The sequence below is a fragment of the Deferrivibrio sp. genome (genome assembly GCF_055117995.1).
Map to the genome: position 1 here is coordinate 33,296 of NZ_JBSQOT010000004.1, position 16,159 is coordinate 49,454.

16 protein-coding genes are annotated in these 16,159 nt (G+C 35.4%); 11 read left to right on the top strand and 5 right to left on the bottom strand.

Annotation, left to right across the window (positions count from 1 at the left end):
• The first annotated feature begins 63 nt into the window (after nt 1–63).
• From ACTCAF_RS02215 to fliQ, 10 genes are all read left to right on the top strand, one after another.
• Nucleotides 64–1,173, top strand: a complete 1,110-nt coding sequence (locus ACTCAF_RS02215) for a flagellar hook-length control protein FliK (protein ID WP_463061673.1) — start codon at nt 64–66, stop codon at nt 1,171–1,173.
• A 12-nt stretch (nt 1,174–1,185) separates the two neighbouring features.
• Nucleotides 1,186–1,863 (top strand): flagellar hook assembly protein FlgD, encoded by a 678-nt coding sequence (locus ACTCAF_RS02220; RefSeq protein ID WP_463061674.1) that lies wholly within the window; start codon nt 1,186–1,188, stop codon nt 1,861–1,863.
• Between the two features lie 13 nt (nt 1,864–1,876).
• Entirely contained in the window at nt 1,877–4,297 is a 2,421-nt protein-coding gene (locus tag ACTCAF_RS02225; protein WP_463061675.1) for a flagellar hook-basal body complex protein, read from the top strand.
• 113 nt (nt 4,298–4,410) lie between these two features.
• Nucleotides 4,411–5,175 (top strand): motility protein A, encoded by a 765-nt coding sequence (locus ACTCAF_RS02230; protein ID WP_463061676.1) that lies wholly within the window; start codon nt 4,411–4,413, stop codon nt 5,173–5,175.
• Between the two features lie 10 nt (nt 5,176–5,185).
• Nucleotides 5,186–5,935, top strand: a complete 750-nt coding sequence (locus ACTCAF_RS02235; RefSeq protein WP_463061677.1) for an OmpA family protein — start codon at nt 5,186–5,188, stop codon at nt 5,933–5,935.
• Nucleotides 5,935–6,441, top strand: coding sequence for a flagellar basal body-associated FliL family protein (locus ACTCAF_RS02240; RefSeq protein WP_463061678.1), 507 nt, complete (start codon nt 5,935–5,937; stop codon nt 6,439–6,441). The genes ACTCAF_RS02235 and ACTCAF_RS02240 overlap by 1 nt, the downstream gene beginning before the upstream one ends.
• An 8-nt stretch (nt 6,442–6,449) precedes the next feature.
• Nucleotides 6,450–6,737: a FliM/FliN family flagellar motor switch protein gene (locus tag ACTCAF_RS02245; protein ID WP_463061679.1), complete on the top strand. Its 288-nt coding sequence runs from the start codon at nt 6,450–6,452 to the stop codon at nt 6,735–6,737.
• Nucleotides 6,730–7,476: a hypothetical protein gene (locus ACTCAF_RS02250; RefSeq protein ID WP_463061680.1), complete on the top strand. Its 747-nt coding sequence runs from the start codon at nt 6,730–6,732 to the stop codon at nt 7,474–7,476. Before ACTCAF_RS02245 ends, ACTCAF_RS02250 begins: the two co-directional genes overlap by 8 nt.
• Before the next feature lie 26 nt (nt 7,477–7,502).
• Entirely contained in the window at nt 7,503–8,204 is a 702-nt protein-coding gene (fliP, locus tag ACTCAF_RS02255; RefSeq protein WP_463061681.1) for a flagellar type III secretion system pore protein FliP, read from the top strand.
• 9 nt (nt 8,205–8,213) lie between these two features.
• Nucleotides 8,214–8,486 carry a flagellar biosynthesis protein FliQ gene (gene fliQ / locus ACTCAF_RS02260; protein ID WP_463061682.1) on the top strand — a complete coding sequence of 91 codons (273 nt, stop codon included), beginning with the start codon at nt 8,214–8,216 and terminating at the stop codon, nt 8,484–8,486.
• A 24-nt stretch (nt 8,487–8,510) separates the two neighbouring features.
• Here fliQ and ACTCAF_RS02265 read toward each other — a convergent pair whose 3' ends face one another.
• The 5 genes from ACTCAF_RS02265 to mazG all read right to left on the bottom strand — a co-directional run bounded on the left by ACTCAF_RS02265 (nt 8,511) and on the right by mazG (nt 13,712).
• The gene (locus ACTCAF_RS02265; protein ID WP_463061683.1) at nt 8,511–10,565 is read right to left on the bottom strand and encodes a TRAP transporter permease; all 2,055 of its coding nucleotides are present in this window, start codon (nt 10,563–10,565) and stop codon (nt 8,511–8,513) included.
• 88 nt (nt 10,566–10,653) lie between these two features.
• Nucleotides 10,654–11,649: a TAXI family TRAP transporter solute-binding subunit gene (locus ACTCAF_RS02270; protein WP_463061684.1), complete on the bottom strand. Its 996-nt coding sequence runs from the start codon at nt 11,647–11,649 to the stop codon at nt 10,654–10,656.
• 231 nt (nt 11,650–11,880) lie between these two features.
• A complete protein-coding gene (locus tag ACTCAF_RS02275; RefSeq protein ID WP_242820429.1) occupies nt 11,881–12,360 on the bottom strand; it encodes a DsrE family protein in 480 nt (159 codons plus the stop codon).
• Between the two features lie 59 nt (nt 12,361–12,419).
• The gene (locus tag ACTCAF_RS02280; RefSeq protein ID WP_463061685.1) at nt 12,420–12,920 is read right to left on the bottom strand and encodes a flavin reductase family protein; all 501 of its coding nucleotides are present in this window, start codon (nt 12,918–12,920) and stop codon (nt 12,420–12,422) included.
• Between the two features lie 18 nt (nt 12,921–12,938).
• Nucleotides 12,939–13,712, bottom strand: a complete 774-nt coding sequence (gene mazG / locus ACTCAF_RS02285; protein ID WP_463061686.1) for a nucleoside triphosphate pyrophosphohydrolase — start codon at nt 13,710–13,712, stop codon at nt 12,939–12,941.
• Between the two features lie 87 nt (nt 13,713–13,799).
• On the opposite strand from mazG, the gene ACTCAF_RS02290 reads away from it, so the two are divergent.
• Nucleotides 13,800–16,055 (top strand): methyl-accepting chemotaxis protein, encoded by a 2,256-nt coding sequence (locus ACTCAF_RS02290; RefSeq protein ID WP_463061687.1) that lies wholly within the window; start codon nt 13,800–13,802, stop codon nt 16,053–16,055.
• Nucleotides 16,056–16,159: the final 104 nt, after the last annotated feature.

A 16,159-nucleotide genomic window follows, 5' to 3' on the forward strand; every position in this document is an offset into this window, starting at 1 on the left:
GCAGAAAAATTTATTAAAATTGTTTTGGCACAAGTTTTTCTATGTACACTGTGGAGGTGTGCTATGAATGCAAGCATTGTTCAGAATTTTGCTCCTGCTAAATCATTGGAAGGGAGAAATACAGAAAGCAAGCTCTTACCGACCAAAACGGACAGTAAAAGTTTTAATCTTATATTAAATAAGCAAATTAAATCCCAGAACGAAAAAGAAGAAGATGACAATTTGATGGTTGCTTTAAAAATTTTAATAGCAAATATAATGAATGCAAAGGAAAATCTGTCTCAAAATAGCAATATTGAAGACGTAGCAAAAGAGCTTATTTCTGATTCCAACACTATGGAAAAGTTATCAGAAATTACCGGGATTGAAAATGCAGAATTGAAAGAAATACTTAAAAATATTGGCAAAAGTGGAGCAGTCACAGAAGATAAGCTAATAAATCTTGCCAAGAATGAAGACTTTAAAAAGCTCTTTGATAAGATTGATTTAAGTACAAAGATGAATGCTGAAATGGCTGAAGTAGAAAATCTTGAAAGCAAAATTGAAAAAATCCTGGATAAGATCTTGATGAAAAATGAAAAAGAGAATAATGTCCCTGAATTAGAACTTGCAGAAAAACAAGAAAATGTAGAATTTAGTGATTTTAAGAAAATCAAGGGGTTAGGTTTATTTGAAGAGACAAACAGTTTTAATGTTAAGGAGAGTGAATCAGGTATAGCTGTTTCAAATGCCGCTAAAAGTTCGAGCTCTTCTGTGAGCCCCGTCATAAATATGAACTCAACCAATAAGGTTAATGAAATCATTGAGATAATTGAGCTTATCAAAAACGGTGAAACAAAAAAAATGACAGTAAAACTTGAACCAGATTTTTTAGGGAAGATGAATATTCATCTCACTGAAAATGCGGGGAAGATTTCTGCAAAGATTTTTGTGGAACAGGAAATTGTAAAGCATTTTATGGTGGCAAATATTGATTCAATAAAACAACAGCTTAATGATAAAGGGATAATTATAGATAACATGGATTTTATGTTTATGGGGGATTATCAGAACAGGGAAGAGTTTAGAGAAGCAAAAAATGGCAATTCAGGTCATTTTACACAAGGGGAAAAGATGAGAGATGAAGAAGGTAGTGATATTTCAAATACAAAATCTACCGGGATTTATGCATAAAAGGGGGTAAATATGTTAACTTCTTCCGAAGTTTCAACACAGTATAATTTAACAGGGACAGTTAAAAATGAGCCCAAAAAAGAGCTTGGCAAAGAGGATTTTTTAAATCTTATGGTTACGCAATTAAAAAATCAGGATCCTCTTAACCCTCTTGATAACAATGAATTTATAAGTCAGACTACACAGTTTTCTTCCCTTGAGCAATTGATAAATATAGCCGAAAGTATAAAGCAACTGACAGAAAATCAGACTAATTCAAACCAGAATAATAGCCTTTATTCTGCATCCAATTTTATAGGTAAGGAAGTGAAATATTTCACCAACACGCTTAACTTAAAGGATGAAGGAGCATTGATTGGCTACGAACTTGATGATGTACCGGCAAGTGTGAGTATCCAGATAATAAATTCTTCAGGGACACCTGTCGCAGAAATTGTTCCTTCGGAGTATCAATATGGGTTTAATGAATTAATCTGGGATGGACTTAATGCTGAAGGGAACAAGTTACCAAATGGAGTATATAATTTTGTTGTAAATGCATATGATTCTGAAGGTAATCAAATACCATACAGAAGTTATACAAGTGGAACGGCAAATGGTGTTTCAATGATTGATGGTAATTTAAAATTTAGTGTTGATAACAATGAAGTGGCATCTGACACTATTTTTTCAGTTTATGAAAATAAGTAATTAGGAGGAATATATGTTAAGATCACTTTATTCTGGTGTTAGCGGTCTTCAGCAACATCAAAAAAGTATGGATGTTGTGGGTAACAATATAGCAAATGTTAATACAGTAGGGTTTAAGGGGAGTCGTGTTGTGTTTGAAGATTTGATGAGTCAAACTCTCTCCGTTGCAAAGGCTCCTGGCGATGGTATCGGCGGTATAAATGCAAAACAGATAGGTCTTGGAACAAAACTCGGGGCAATTGATGTTAACTTTAATCAAGGAACACTGCAGACTACCGGGGTAAATACCGACCTTGCCATTCAAGGGGATGGTTTTTTTGTGGTAAAATCTTCCGCAACAGAGCAGGCATATTATACAAGAGCAGGAAACTTTACATTTGATAAAAGTGGATATCTTGTGACCCCTACAGGGCTAATTGTTCAGGGGTGGATGAGAGATTTGACCACAAATACCCTTTCATCAAATGGTCCTGCGTCAGATATCAGGATAGATGAAAGTTACAAGGTAATTGAGCCAAGGGCCACAACAGAAGTTCAGATAGCCGGGAATTTAAGTACAGAAGCCAGTCCTACAATTTTAAAATTTCAAACAATTCTTGCTTCACTTGATGATGCAGATACCAATCTAAATAGCGTGTTTGGATATGGTGGACAAAAGCTTGATATGTTAAGTGGAGAAAGCATCAGAATAAAGGCAGACGCCAATCTCAATACACAGGTAGCTAATTTATACAATGAAAATGACCAGAATCTTGGAATGGAAAATTCCAGTATACAAATTTTTGTAGGTAATACATCAGCTACTGTAAATGTATCTGCCAGTGATACACTTAACGATGTTATTGTAAATATAAATAGTGCTTTATCAACGCTTGGAACTACTTTGACTTTAAGTTTACCAGCAGATGGGCAATTGCAAATACAAAATGGAGCAACAAGCACAAGTATAAGCTTTGCCGGCAACTCACGATTTATAAATTATCTGGCAGAGATAGACGGTACTTATAACGCTTCTGATATAAAGAAAACCACTACAAAACTAATTGCAGAAAATGAATTGGTTTATGGTGAAGATATTAATGATATTAATGAAATGATTGATTCTATTAATAATTTTATTCAAAACAATATTTCAAGTGGATTTACATCAAGCCTTGATAGTACAATTGGCCAGATTTTATATGATAATTCAGGTGGTTCAAGTGATATTAATGGATTTACAATTGAAAAGTCATTTTCAAGCGATATTTTCAGCAGGACATTTGATACATTTGATGCGTTATCAGCTGGTTCAAGTACAAATTCGGAGACAATATTCAGATATGCAAAAGAGTCCGACTCTTTAACAAATCTATACACAGCAAATGGTGAAAGTTTGAATATTACTACTGTGCCTGTTGAGGTAAGTGCTGTGGTGGGTGGGGAAAGTACGTTGTCTCAAACAGTTGTTGCTACGGATACATTGCAGGATCTTATGGCTGTTATAGAAAATGAAGTTTTGGGGTTTAGGGATGAAAGTGCCAATCTTGATTTTGTCTCGCTTGAAAATGGTGCGATTATTGTAAAAGGGGAAAAGGGGATTCCCAACAGTATTGACAATTTGATAATAAGAAATGGAGATAATACTCTTTTTAACAATTATATGCAATTTAGTAATGTCCAAGATGCTGAAGGCGGCCAGCTAATAACAAGCCAGACGGTATATGACTCACAAGGGAATGAACACGTAGTAAATTACGAGTTTAATTTATATGATGAGAGTAAGAATATATGGAAATTATCTGTACAGCCTGCATCAAGTGATGAGAGTGTTGTCCTTAAAAACGGGCAGGATGTGCTTGATAGTATATATATTCAGTTTAATGAGGACGGTTCATTTGACAAATATCTATCCATTGACCTGAGCGGGAATGAAAGTGTTATTACTAATGCTGCATTTGACCTGGTGCATAATACAGGGGCAGATACAATATCAGATATAAGTATTAAATTAGGTACTACAGATAATTTTGATGGTCTTACCCTTACCTCAAGACCTACTACAATTACACAGCTTGACCAGGACGGATACAAGCAGGGTACACTTGAGGGGATAAGCATAAACAGAAACGGAGAAATCTTAGGCACATACGATAACGGTCAGGTTATAGAAATAGGTCTTGTGGGGATAGCGAGGTTTAATAACAATGAAGGTCTTTTAAAAATGGGGGATTCACTTTTTGCAGAGACGGTTAATTCCGGTACAGCAGTAATAGGAGAAGCTGGCCTTGGTGGTAGGGGTATAATTGAAGCCGGTGCCCTTGAAAACTCCAATGTTGATTTGGCTCAAGAATTTGTTACAATGATTACGACTCAAAGGGGGTATCAGGTAAATTCAAGGGTAATAACAACAAGTGATGAAATGTTGCAGGAGTTGATGAACTTGAAAAGGTAAAATAACTTAAAGAAAGTTGTTTAAAATGTCGATAAGATAGATTATAATATGTTAGCAGGTAAGCTTTGTCTGCCTGCTGGTGTTTATAATGTAAAAATAATGCTGGAGTTTGTATGGATATTGCTACGCTTGTTGGGATTATTCTTGCATATATTCTTGTTTTCGCTGCATTGTTGTTGGGCCCGGGCGTTGGGGTGTATATTGATATCCCATCAGTGCTTATTGTAATAGGGGGTACAGCTGGCATAGTTTTGATGAGCTGGCCTCTCAATAAGGTACTGAATGTTATGACTATCGTTATGAAGACTCTTCTTTTTAAGTTGGATAGCCCAGCAGATTTGATATCAAAGCTTGTGGATTTTTCCCAGAGAGCAAGAAGGGATGGTATTTTAGCCCTTGAGTCTGCTGAGGATGAAATAAATGATGAGTTTTTGAAAAAGGGGATAAGGCTTGCGGTAGATGGAACAGAGCCTGAAGTTATAAGAACGATACTTGAAACAGATTTGATGTATATGCAGGAAAGACATAAAGAAGGTGCTGCGATTTTGACGAGTATGTCCACATTTGCTCCGGCAATGGGGATGATTGGTACTTTGATTGGTCTTGTTGCAATGCTCCAGACTATGAATGATCCAAGTTCAATTGGTCCTGCGATGGCAGTTGCTCTTCTTACTACATTTTATGGTGCAATAATTGCAAACCTTTTTGCTGCTCCTCTGGCTGAGAAGCTTAAAACGAGATCATCAGAAGAGACAATGCTTAGAGAAATAATGATTGCTGGAATTATGGCTATTCAGGCGGGAGATAATCCAAGAATAGTGGAACAAAAATTAAATGCATATTTGCCGCCTAAGCTGAGAAAATCTCAGTTTGAGTGAAAGGGGAATTATGGCTGAAAAGAAGTGTCCCGAATGTAAAGCTGGAGCACCTGAGTGGATGGTAACATTTTCAGATATGACCACGCTACTTTTGACATTTTTTGTTCTTTTGCTTTCAATGGCTTCTCTTGATCAGAGAAAAATAAAAGAGGCTCTTGGTTCGTTGCAGGGAGCTCTTGGTGTACTTGAGAGTGGTCAAAAGTCTGAAATGGGTAAAGAAGAGATTTTGTCAAGACTTGACTTTGTTACGAAAACAAAACAAAGTGAAAGTAAAATGTTAAGCGGGATAAGGAATTATATAGAGCAGGCTAATTTGTCTTCAACTGTTTCCGTGGTAAAGACTGAAAAAGGTATTTCTGTGAGGATTATGGATTCGGTGTTGTTTGAACCGGGAAGTGCCACGCTGCTTGATGCAGCAAAACCAGTACTTGATAAACTTTCAGGGGTAATAAAAGATTCTCCGTATAATATTATGGTGGAAGGGCATACAGATGATATACCTATTTCGACTGCTCAATTTCCTTCAAACTGGGAGTTATCCACTGCAAGGGCGATAAGTGTTGCGAAATACATGATTTCAGTCGGGGTAAAACCGGATATTTTATCTGTAACAGGTTATGCACAGTACCACCCTGTTGTTCCGAATATTACACCGGAAAACAGGGCTAAAAACAGAAGGGTTGAAATAAATTTTGTAAGCCCGGAACTTGCTGAGGCAAATAAGAATATTTTTGATGAAAATGATAGTGGAGGTTATTGATGGCTGAAGAAAAAGAAGTTAGTGAACAAGAAGCGCCCAAAAAGAAATCCAAGTTTAAGCTTATACTGATAATATTGATAGTATTGATTCTTGTTGGTGGTGGAGCTGCCGCGTACTTTTTGCTGTTTGCAAAAAAAACTGCCGAAACAGCCGAACAAAATACTGCAAATACAACAGTTAAAAAGCAAGCGGACGTATCTTCTATCGGACCACTATATTCATTTGAAAGTTTTATTGTTAATCTGGCTGACCCTGGTGGTACAAGGTATTTGAAAGTAACCATGCAGGCTGAGCTTGACTCTGATAAATTAGTAGATGAGATAGAAAAGAGAAAACCACAAATAAGAGATATTATTCTCACAGTTTTGTCCTCAAAAACATACGCCGAAGTAAGCACTGCCCAGGGAAAACTTGCGTTAAAACAGGAAATTATAAGAAGGATTAATTTAACTTTGACTACCGGTGCAGTTAAGAGTATATATTTTACTGAGTTTGTTTCTCAATAAGGAAATTTATGGAAGATATTGAAAAGGTTATAAACCGATTTGGAAATGTACTTTTAAATGTCGATGTTGAGCTTGGACGAAAACTTGTCAATATCGGTGAGATGCTAAGCTGGGAAAACGGTACAATTATAAAGCTGTCAAAAACTTCCGGTGAATCAGTTGACTTTCTGGTAAACAAGAAGCCTGTTGCCGTGGGTGAAGTTATGGTAATAGATGAGAGGTTTGCTATAAGAATAACTGATATCCTTGATAAGGCAATACTATATGAGTTAAGTAAAGACGGTTTGTATGATTAGGAAAATTTTGGTTTTGCTGTTTATTTCGGTAAATTTGTTTGCAGCTCAGTACAATCTTGAGATAGAAAATGATCAAATAATGCTTTTGATTCCTTCTGAAAAAAATCTTTTTGTTTCAGATAGTATTGAAAATAACATATACACTCTCGTGCTTGATGGCAAATTTGCAATCAATGAAGACATCTGGGGGTATCCCATCAGTAAAATCGAATCTGCATATAATGGGAAAGTTACTGCTGTAAAATTTTTCTTTGAAAATAAGGCATCAAAGCCTTCTATATCATATGAGAATGGGAATACGGCCATCAAATTTTCATTTAAAAATGCTCCTGTTGAGAAAAATAATATTTATCTTAGAATGTTTGTAGGGATAGTGGTTATTTTGATAATGATATTGATTTTGTACTGGTTATTGAAAATTGTAATGAAAAGAAATATTTCCACCGAAATACCAGGGACAGGCAGATTGCTTGGTAAAGTTGATATTATGCCCGGTAAAACGTTAGGTTTTTATGAATTGCTTGATACAATTTATATAATAGGGATTACGTCTGAGCAAATAACTCTTGTTGACAAAATTCAGGATGAAATTTTATGCGATAAAATCAGAGAAGGATTTACAAGAAAAAAGGACTTCTCCAGTTATCTGAAATTTTTTGGAAAAGAGATTGATAAAACGGAAATTGATATGACTAAGGAAATAATAAAAGAAAAGGTGGAAAAATTAAAAAGAAAATAATTTTTTTTCTTATCTTTTTATTTCCGATGATAATTTTTGCTGCCGATAGTATCCCTTTGCCTGTATTTGATATAGGAGTAAGACAGGCGGCATCCCCTCAGGATGTTTCTGTTACATTGCAGATAATATTTCTGATTACAATATTATCCCTTGCTCCGGCGATATTAATATTGCTTACTTCATTTACCAGGATAATTATTGTATTTTCCTTTTTAAGAAATGCAATGGGCACACAGCAGATGCCCCCTAACCAAGTCCTGGTCGGACTTGCGCTGTTTTTAACATTTTTTATTATGTCACCTGTTTTTAGTGAAATAAACAGTAAAGCACTTACACCTTATCTGGATAACAAAATTAACTTTACAACTGCCCTTGAAGAAGCAAAAAAACCGCTAAGAAAATTTTTGCTATCAAATACAAGGAAAAAAGATGTACTGATGTTTCTTGAGATATCAAACTATGAAAGACCAAAAACAGCGGATGATATACCCGATCTGGTTTTGATACCTGCTTTTGTTGTAAGTGAATTGCAAACTGCCTTTGAAATGGGATTTTTATTGTTTTTACCGTTTTTGATAATAGATTTTGTCGTGGCAAGTGTCCTTTTGTCGATGGGTATGATGATGTTGCCACCGGTTATGATATCTTTGCCTTTTAAAATTTTACTGTTTGTTCTTGTGGATGGGTGGTCTTTGATAATTGGTTCGATTGTAAAAAGTTTTATGTAAGGAGGGGTTATGTCTCCTGATTTTGTAATAAGCATCACAACAAAAGCTCTTGAAATTTCCCTTTTGGTTGCTGCTCCGATGTTACTGTTTGGCCTTGTGGCAGGTCTTGTAATAAGTATTTTTCAGGCTGTTACTCAGATTCAGGAGATGACTTTGACCTTTATTCCTAAAATTTTGGCAGTAGTAGCAGGACTTATTATATTTTTCCCATGGATGATGGATACCGTTATAAACTTTACGGTAAGTCTTTTTATGAATCTTAATCAATATATAGGAAAATAAAAAAGGGGCTTTATTGCCCCTTTTTTAAGCTGTCGCCATTTGCTTTTTTGTTCTCATCTTTTGCATAATATAAACAATAGCCACAAGAATAGCAGGTACTATAACAAAATAATATTTGTGAGCTTCATCGGTATTTATGTGGAAAAAGTTGGATATAATTGCAGGGCGGTAGAAAAAGATACCTGCAGCTAATAACAGTATGGTATCGAAGATATTGTTTTTAGTAACAAACCAGCCCTGAACAGCGCTTGCAAAAAACATTGCACCACAAGTAGCTATTATAAATATGAATATCCCAAATGTCCATGAAGTAACGCCGTCTAAAATAAGGTCATGGTTAAAAATAAACATAAAAGGTATTATTGCTGTTCTTATATCATACATAAACCCTTGAACACCTGTTTTAATTGGAGGTGAGTCAGCAATAGCAGATGCAGCATATGCAGCCAGACCTACTGGTGGAGTATCATCAGCCAATATTCCAAAGAAAAATACAAACATATGTGCAGCCATAAGTGGGACTATAAACCCATAAGCTGTGCCAAGCTTAACTATCAGTGGCGCAGTGAGGGAAGCCATAACTATATAGTTGGCAGTTGTAGGCAAACCCATACCAAGGAGCAAGCTGGCACAAGCAGTAATGAACAGTAGTATATAGATGTTACCATTGGCTATTGTGTCAACGATTTCATTTATCATACCGCCTATTCCAAGTGACACCATACCCACCACCACTCCTGCAGCTGCAGTAGCAAGGGCAACGCCTACCATACTTTTTGCACCAGTTACAAATCCATCAAACGTAAGTTTTATAGAGTTTTTTATTCCTTCAGAAAAGCTTGATTTGTTCTTAAGGGCATTTTTTATTTCTTGATAAAATATCACCAAAATAAGTAATAAAACTGTCCTGTATGCAGCCATTTGAGGTGTGTGTCTCAATACCACAAGTTCAGTCAAAAGCCAAACTATTGGTATAAGATAATGTACACCTGAAAGGAGTGTTTTAGTAAAATTTGGAAGCTTTGATTTTGGTATTCCTTCTATCCCGAGTTTACATGCCTCAAGGTGCGTAATATACAGTAGTGCAAGATATGATGTAAAAGCCGGAATAATTGCAGCTTTTACTACCTGAATGTACGGTACGTTTACATATTCTGCAATAATAAATGCTGCTGCACCCATAATAGGAGGCATTAACTGTCCATTAGTGCTTGCAGCGACCTCAACCGCGGCTGCCTTTTCAGGAGGGTAACCAACACTTTTCATAAGAGGGATAGTAAATGTTCCGGTAGTAACAACATTTGCAATACTTGAGCCTGATACCATTCCGCTAAGACCGCTTGCTATAACAGCAGCTTTTGCAGGTCCGCCTCTAAAACCTCCAAGAAGAGACACGGCAAGGTCGATAAAATATCTTCCAGCACCAGCTTTGTCAAGCATAGCACCCATAAGTACAAACAAAAATACAATATTTGCTGATACGCCTATTGGAATACCAAAAATACCCTCAGTAGAAAGGGCAATCTGGTTTATATATTTGGTTAAAGATACACTTTTGAATGCAATCAGGTCAGGCATGTTTTCTGCAAAAAAACCGTAAAGTGAAAATACAGTAGCAATTATCGCAAGAGGTGTACCAATTGACCTTCTTGTGGCTTCAAGTGTCAGAGCTATTATTAATAGACCTATTACGATATCTCTTTGAATAGGTATGCCGGCACGTATTGAAAGACCTTCCCAGTCCCAAATCAAGTAAGTTGCACATACAATTCCTGCAATAGCAAAGATATAGTCATGTATGGCAATTTTATTCATTGGTGAAATAGCCTTGCCAAAGCTTGTTTTAGGATATTTGAACATTGGTAAACTTAGATAAGCAAGAGCAAGTGCAAAGGCAAGGTGAATTGATCTGATATATGTACTATTTAATGCCAGCACAGAGGGTAATAGCATTTGAAATATTGTCCACGACAATGCCACAAAATTGATTATATATTTTTCAAATGGTCTTACTTCTCTGAGTTCGCCACTTTCTTCCTTCAAAAAGTCTTCAGCTGATTTTTCAAACTTACTTGCCATATTAATCCCCGTAACTTTTTTATAAAAAACAAAGCTCTCTTAATTTGACATTAAGAGAGCTTTGATATTCTAACTGTTTGTTAATAAATTACTTAACCAACTCAGGGTTGATATATTTAACAAGTCCTGCCTCTTTGTAGTATTTCAAAGCGCCAGGGTGAATAGGAGCTGAAAGACCTTGTAACATGTCTTCTTTTGTTAATACTGAATACGCTGGGTGAAGTTTCTTAAATTCGTCAAAATTTTCAAAAACTTCTTTTGTAAGCGCATATACAATATCATCAGATACATTAGCACTTGTCACAAGTGTTGCTTTAACGCCAATTGAGTTTACAGTGCCAGCGTCAGCATTTGCAGCGTTAGGATAGTTATTCATATCTATTTTACCAACAGCATAATATGGCTTTTCTTTTATAAGCTTTGCAATACCTTCACCTTCGATAGGAACTATATTAACTTTGATTCTTCCTGATGTAGCTTCCTTAATGTTACCATTTGGGTGACCAACTGTATAAAAGAAGCCATCAAGTCTTCCGTCCTGGATAAGGCCTGGTGCTTCAACAGCTTTTACATAAAAAGCCTGTACATCGTTTTCTGTAAGACCAACAGCTTCAAGTACATCTTTGGAGTTTTGAAGCTGACCTGAACCAGGGTTACCAAGGTTTATCTTTTTACCTTTGATATCTTTTATTGACTTAATACCTGCATCTGCAGAAGCTATAAGTGTGATAGCTTCCGGGTGGATAGAAAATACAGCTCTTAAATCTTTTTGTGGTTTGCCTTCCCACTCAGCTATACCGTGATATGCCTGGTATTGTCTGTCAGACTGGGCGATACCAAATTCAAGGTCGCCACTCATAACAGCATTAATGTTGAATACTGAACCACCTGTTGATTCAACAGTAGCTTTGAGTCCGTATTCTTTGGATTTCTGGTTAACCATCTTAGCAATGGCTCCACCGGTTGGGTAGTAAACACCGGTTACACCACCTGTCCCAATAGTTACAAATTTTTTAGCTTGAGCAGGTGCCACAACAAAAAGAAAAGCTGCAAACACTGCCATAAGAGTTAAAAACTTCTTCATATATTTCCTCCTAAATTTTTTGATGCGTATATATAGTATATCAAAATAGATGATGTGTCAACGGTAAGTTAATTAAATTATAGTTAGACGTCTTTATATTTTATTAATAAATAAATGAAAATTGCATTAAGTAAAACTTAACACCTTTAAGGTTAAAAAATAGTTAAAGCCTGGCCAAACTTTTTTAAGCAAGATATGTGTTTTTCCTAACTAAATAAGGCGCGGATACCCTCAGTCCATAGGTACAAAAGCATAGCCTTGATTTTGATAACCAATTATGGAAATGTAGCCGTTTTCTATCACATTTATAATATCATACACTTCATCAGGCTCAATACCTGCAAATTTAAGGGCAATAGTGCATTGCTCAAGTGTTGCATTGTAGTCATTTTTTAGAATATTAAGAATACTATAAATTTTTTCTTTGATACCGATATCATCCTTTTTTATATGCTCATTGTTTTTTGTAACAAAGTTGGAAGCCTTTCCTCGAAATGCCACGACAGCTTTATAATCATTGTATTTTGAAAGACCATCAAGCGTTTCTTTTATAAGAGTGAGCCTTGTAAGAAGTAGTTTTGCATCACCTATGTTAACATCAAATATTACTCTGGACGTTTTTACGTCATTTAATGAAGAAGACCTGTTTTGGGCAAAAGCAGAAATACAGACAACAAGCAAGATGAGTGTAAATATAAAAATTTTTTTCATAAAAATCCCCCTTATGATTTCTTTAAATTATAACTGCCGGGGGAAGAGATTGCAAATAATTATTCAGACTTAACCCTTATTATTTCGCCGATATATAGTTTGTGATAATCTTTTTTAGGGTATAGCTTTTCAATTTCATTGTCTAAAAAATTGTCAGGATTGAAATCGGTAAAATATAGTTTTTTACAGAAAATAGAAAGACTGCACTCTTTATAATAAATAAACTCATCTTCAAAAATCGGTGTCAGTCCTGTTTCTTTTATTTTATTAATATCACGTCCGGATTTTGAGCCACATAAATTTAAAATTTTTCTATACTTGTCTTCGAAAAAAGTTAGCGTGTATTTGTTTGTTTTTTCAATTAATTCGTATGTGTATCTTGTAGGTCTTATGACGATGTAAGTAACATTTTTATGCCACATTACTCCAAAACCGCCCCAACTGGCAGTCATGGGATTTACTATGCCATCCTTGTTTGACGGGGTAATTAGCATCCATTTTTTTCCAATTACTTCAAAGGCATTTTCAGTTATCTCTTCAGGTGTAATATTTTTAAACATTTTGACCTCCAATAAAATTTATTTGAATGTATTTTTTGCTTTTTGCCAGTATCTTTCCAATAATTCAATGGATGCTTCCTCAAATGAGATACCGTTTTTTGCAAGTTCATCTTCGATAAACCGAAATCGGCTTTTGAATTTTTCGTTGGTTTTTTGCAAGGCACTGTCAGCATTGATATTTAGAAACCTTGAAAGGTTTAAGATAGAAAATAGTAAGTCACCCATCTCTTCTTCAATTTCATCAGGACTTTTGTGTTTTATTGCATCTTTAAACTCTTCAAACTCTTCCTCTACCTTTTTAAGACAATCCTCACTGTTTTCCCAATCAAAGCCAACTTTTTTGGCCTTTTCTTGAAGCTTGTAGGCCTTTTGTATAGAAGGCAAGCCTTTGGGGATTCCGTCCAGTATGTATTTTCTGTCCTTTTTTTCCTTACTTTTAATCTTTTCCCAATTAACAAGGACGTCATCTACCGAATCTGTTTTTTCACCTCCAAAAACGTGCGGGTGCCTTCTTATGAGTTTTTCAAAAATTGTTTTCATTACGTCTGTTAGTGTAAAAAGATTATCTTCTGCCGCAATAACCGAATGCATAATTACATGAAGCAGTAAATCTCCAAGCTCTTCCTTGATGTTTTCAATATCTTTATTATCTATTGCTTCCACAAGCTCAAAGGTTTCCTCAATAAGCTGGTCACGTAAGGAATATAGAGTCTGCTCCCTGTCCCAGGGGCAGCCGTCAGGAGCTCTTAATTTTTCAATAATTTTTACAAGCTTGTTAAACTCTTTTTCCATGAGGTCGATTATAGTTTATATTTTAGTTTTGAAAAGAATTTTTTTTATGCTAAGATTTAAAATAAGAAGTTTATTATGAGGTGAATTATGTCGATTAAATTAAAGGTTATTATTGGTGCCATACTTGGAATTATTTTAATAGTCCTTGCTTCGGCTTACTTTGATTATCTCAACCTTGTATCTTCTATTGAGTCGATTCACAAGGAGAAGTATCAGAATATAAAATCTGCAATTGAAAAAACACTGGAAGATGAGTTTCATACACTTGAAATCACTACAAAAATTATTTCGGAGGACTCCCTTGCCAATACACTTTTTAAGACTAGGGACAGGATAGGACTTTATGAGGTAAAAAAAGGTTTATTTAAAGATTTAAAGGAAAATTATGGTGTAAAACAGTTTCAATATCATCTGCCACCGGCACAAACTTTTTTGCGTTTGCACAACCCGGAAAAATTTGGCGACGATTTAAGTGGCTTCAGAAAGACAGTTGTGGAATGTAACAAAACAAAGAAAAAGGTTGTAGGGGTGGAAGTTGGAGTAGCAGGGCTTGGCCTAAGAGTTGTTTACCCTGTATTTTTAAATGGGGAGCATATAGGAAGCGTTGAGCTTGGAGGCTCTTATCTTTATATAATGAATGGTATAAAAGAGATGTATGATGTTAATTTTGCTGTAGGGATAAAAGAGTCTGTTTTTGCAAGAGCAGGGAAAACCTCTCTAAAAGAGGGAGAGGTCAAAAGAGGTGAGTTTGTTTATTATGAAATGTCTGAAGGGATGAAAAATTTGATTTCAAAAGTGGATAGCAGCACCAAAAAAATAGGGAACATTCACTTTTTCAGATTTCCTATCAAAGATTATTCCGGGGAAGAAATTGGTCAGATATTACTTTCCCATGACTTTAGTAAAGAAATAGATATGCATAAGTCGGCACTTTATAAGAAGATGATGGTTATAGTAATCATAGGTATATTAATTGTGGCAGGGCTTGTTTTTCTTTTAACATTTGCCTTGAAACCGCTAAGTAAAATTACAAATATGTTGAAAAATATTTCAGAAGGTGAAGGGGATTTATCTCAAAGAATAGAGGTTAAATCCAAAGATGAAATAGCAGATCTGTCAAATTATTTTAATAAATTTATAGAAAATCTTGAAAATGACTTTTTGGATACAATGTATAAAATTTCAAACTCAATTGAAAAGAGTAACAGTCTGTATCACTCTCTTGTAAAAGTAAGTGATGTGGCTGAAAAAACGGGGGATATGGCAAACCAGGTAGCTACAGCCAGTGAAGAGATGAGCTCTACAATTATGGAGATTGCAAGAAGCGCTCAGGATTCGGCTAGCAAGGCACAGCAAACTGTTGAAGTGGCACAAAAAGGTGGAGAAATTATTGATCAGGTTGCAAGTTACGCCGAATCCACAAAAGTCACTATTACAAATCTTAAAAATTCCATTGCTCAGTTAACGGACGATGCTAAGAAGATTGGCAATATTATTAACGTAATCAATGATATAGCAGACCAGACAAATCTTTTGGCTCTTAATGCTGCAATAGAAGCGGCACGTGCAGGTGAGCACGGCAGAGGGTTTGCCGTGGTGGCTGATGAGGTGAGAAAATTAGCCGAAAAAACTCAACAGTCTACCAAAGAGATTGAAACAATGATTAAGCAGATTCAGGTTAATGTAAAAGAGTCTTACAATAATGCGGAAAATGTAGTTGAAGCGGTGGATAAGCAGACTTTACTTTCCCAAAATACGAAGGACAATTTTGGCGAGATTTTGGATGCTATTGACGAGCTAAATTCTTTGATATTAGGTATTTCTTCAGCTGTAGAGGAGCAGTCTTCAGCTACTGAAGAGATTGCTCAAAGTGTAGTAAGTGTATCTGAAATGGGTGAGATATCTAAATCCGAAGTGGCAGTGCTTCAGAAGGATATAGATACTTTTATTAATGAATTGTCTGTAGCAATTGAAAACTTTTACAAATTTAAATTTTCTAAAAAAGGGAGCATCTTTGTTAAAGCAAAATTTGATCATATTAAATTTATGAACAGAATATTTGACTGTCTGATTAACGGTAGATGCAATTTTAATGTAGTAGACCATAAAAACTGTAACTTTGGTAAGTTTTATTACTCCCCTGACGGTCAATATTTTAAAGTCGATTCAGAGTTTAATGCCATAGAGCATCCACATGTTGATGTGCATAAGATTGGAATGGAGATTACAAATTTGATTAAGCAGGGTAGAGTAGATGATGCAAGAAAAATGATTGAGGATATGCTTTCTGATACTGAAAAGGTTGTGACTTATTTAGACCAATTAATGGAGAAGTATAAATAACTGTAATTTTGAAATCTTTTGAAGTATTGGTGTTTTGATTCCTATTGCTTCAGTTGGAGTCAGGTGATGTTAAAAATATTGAGACAAAGTAGTTTTTTTAAAGG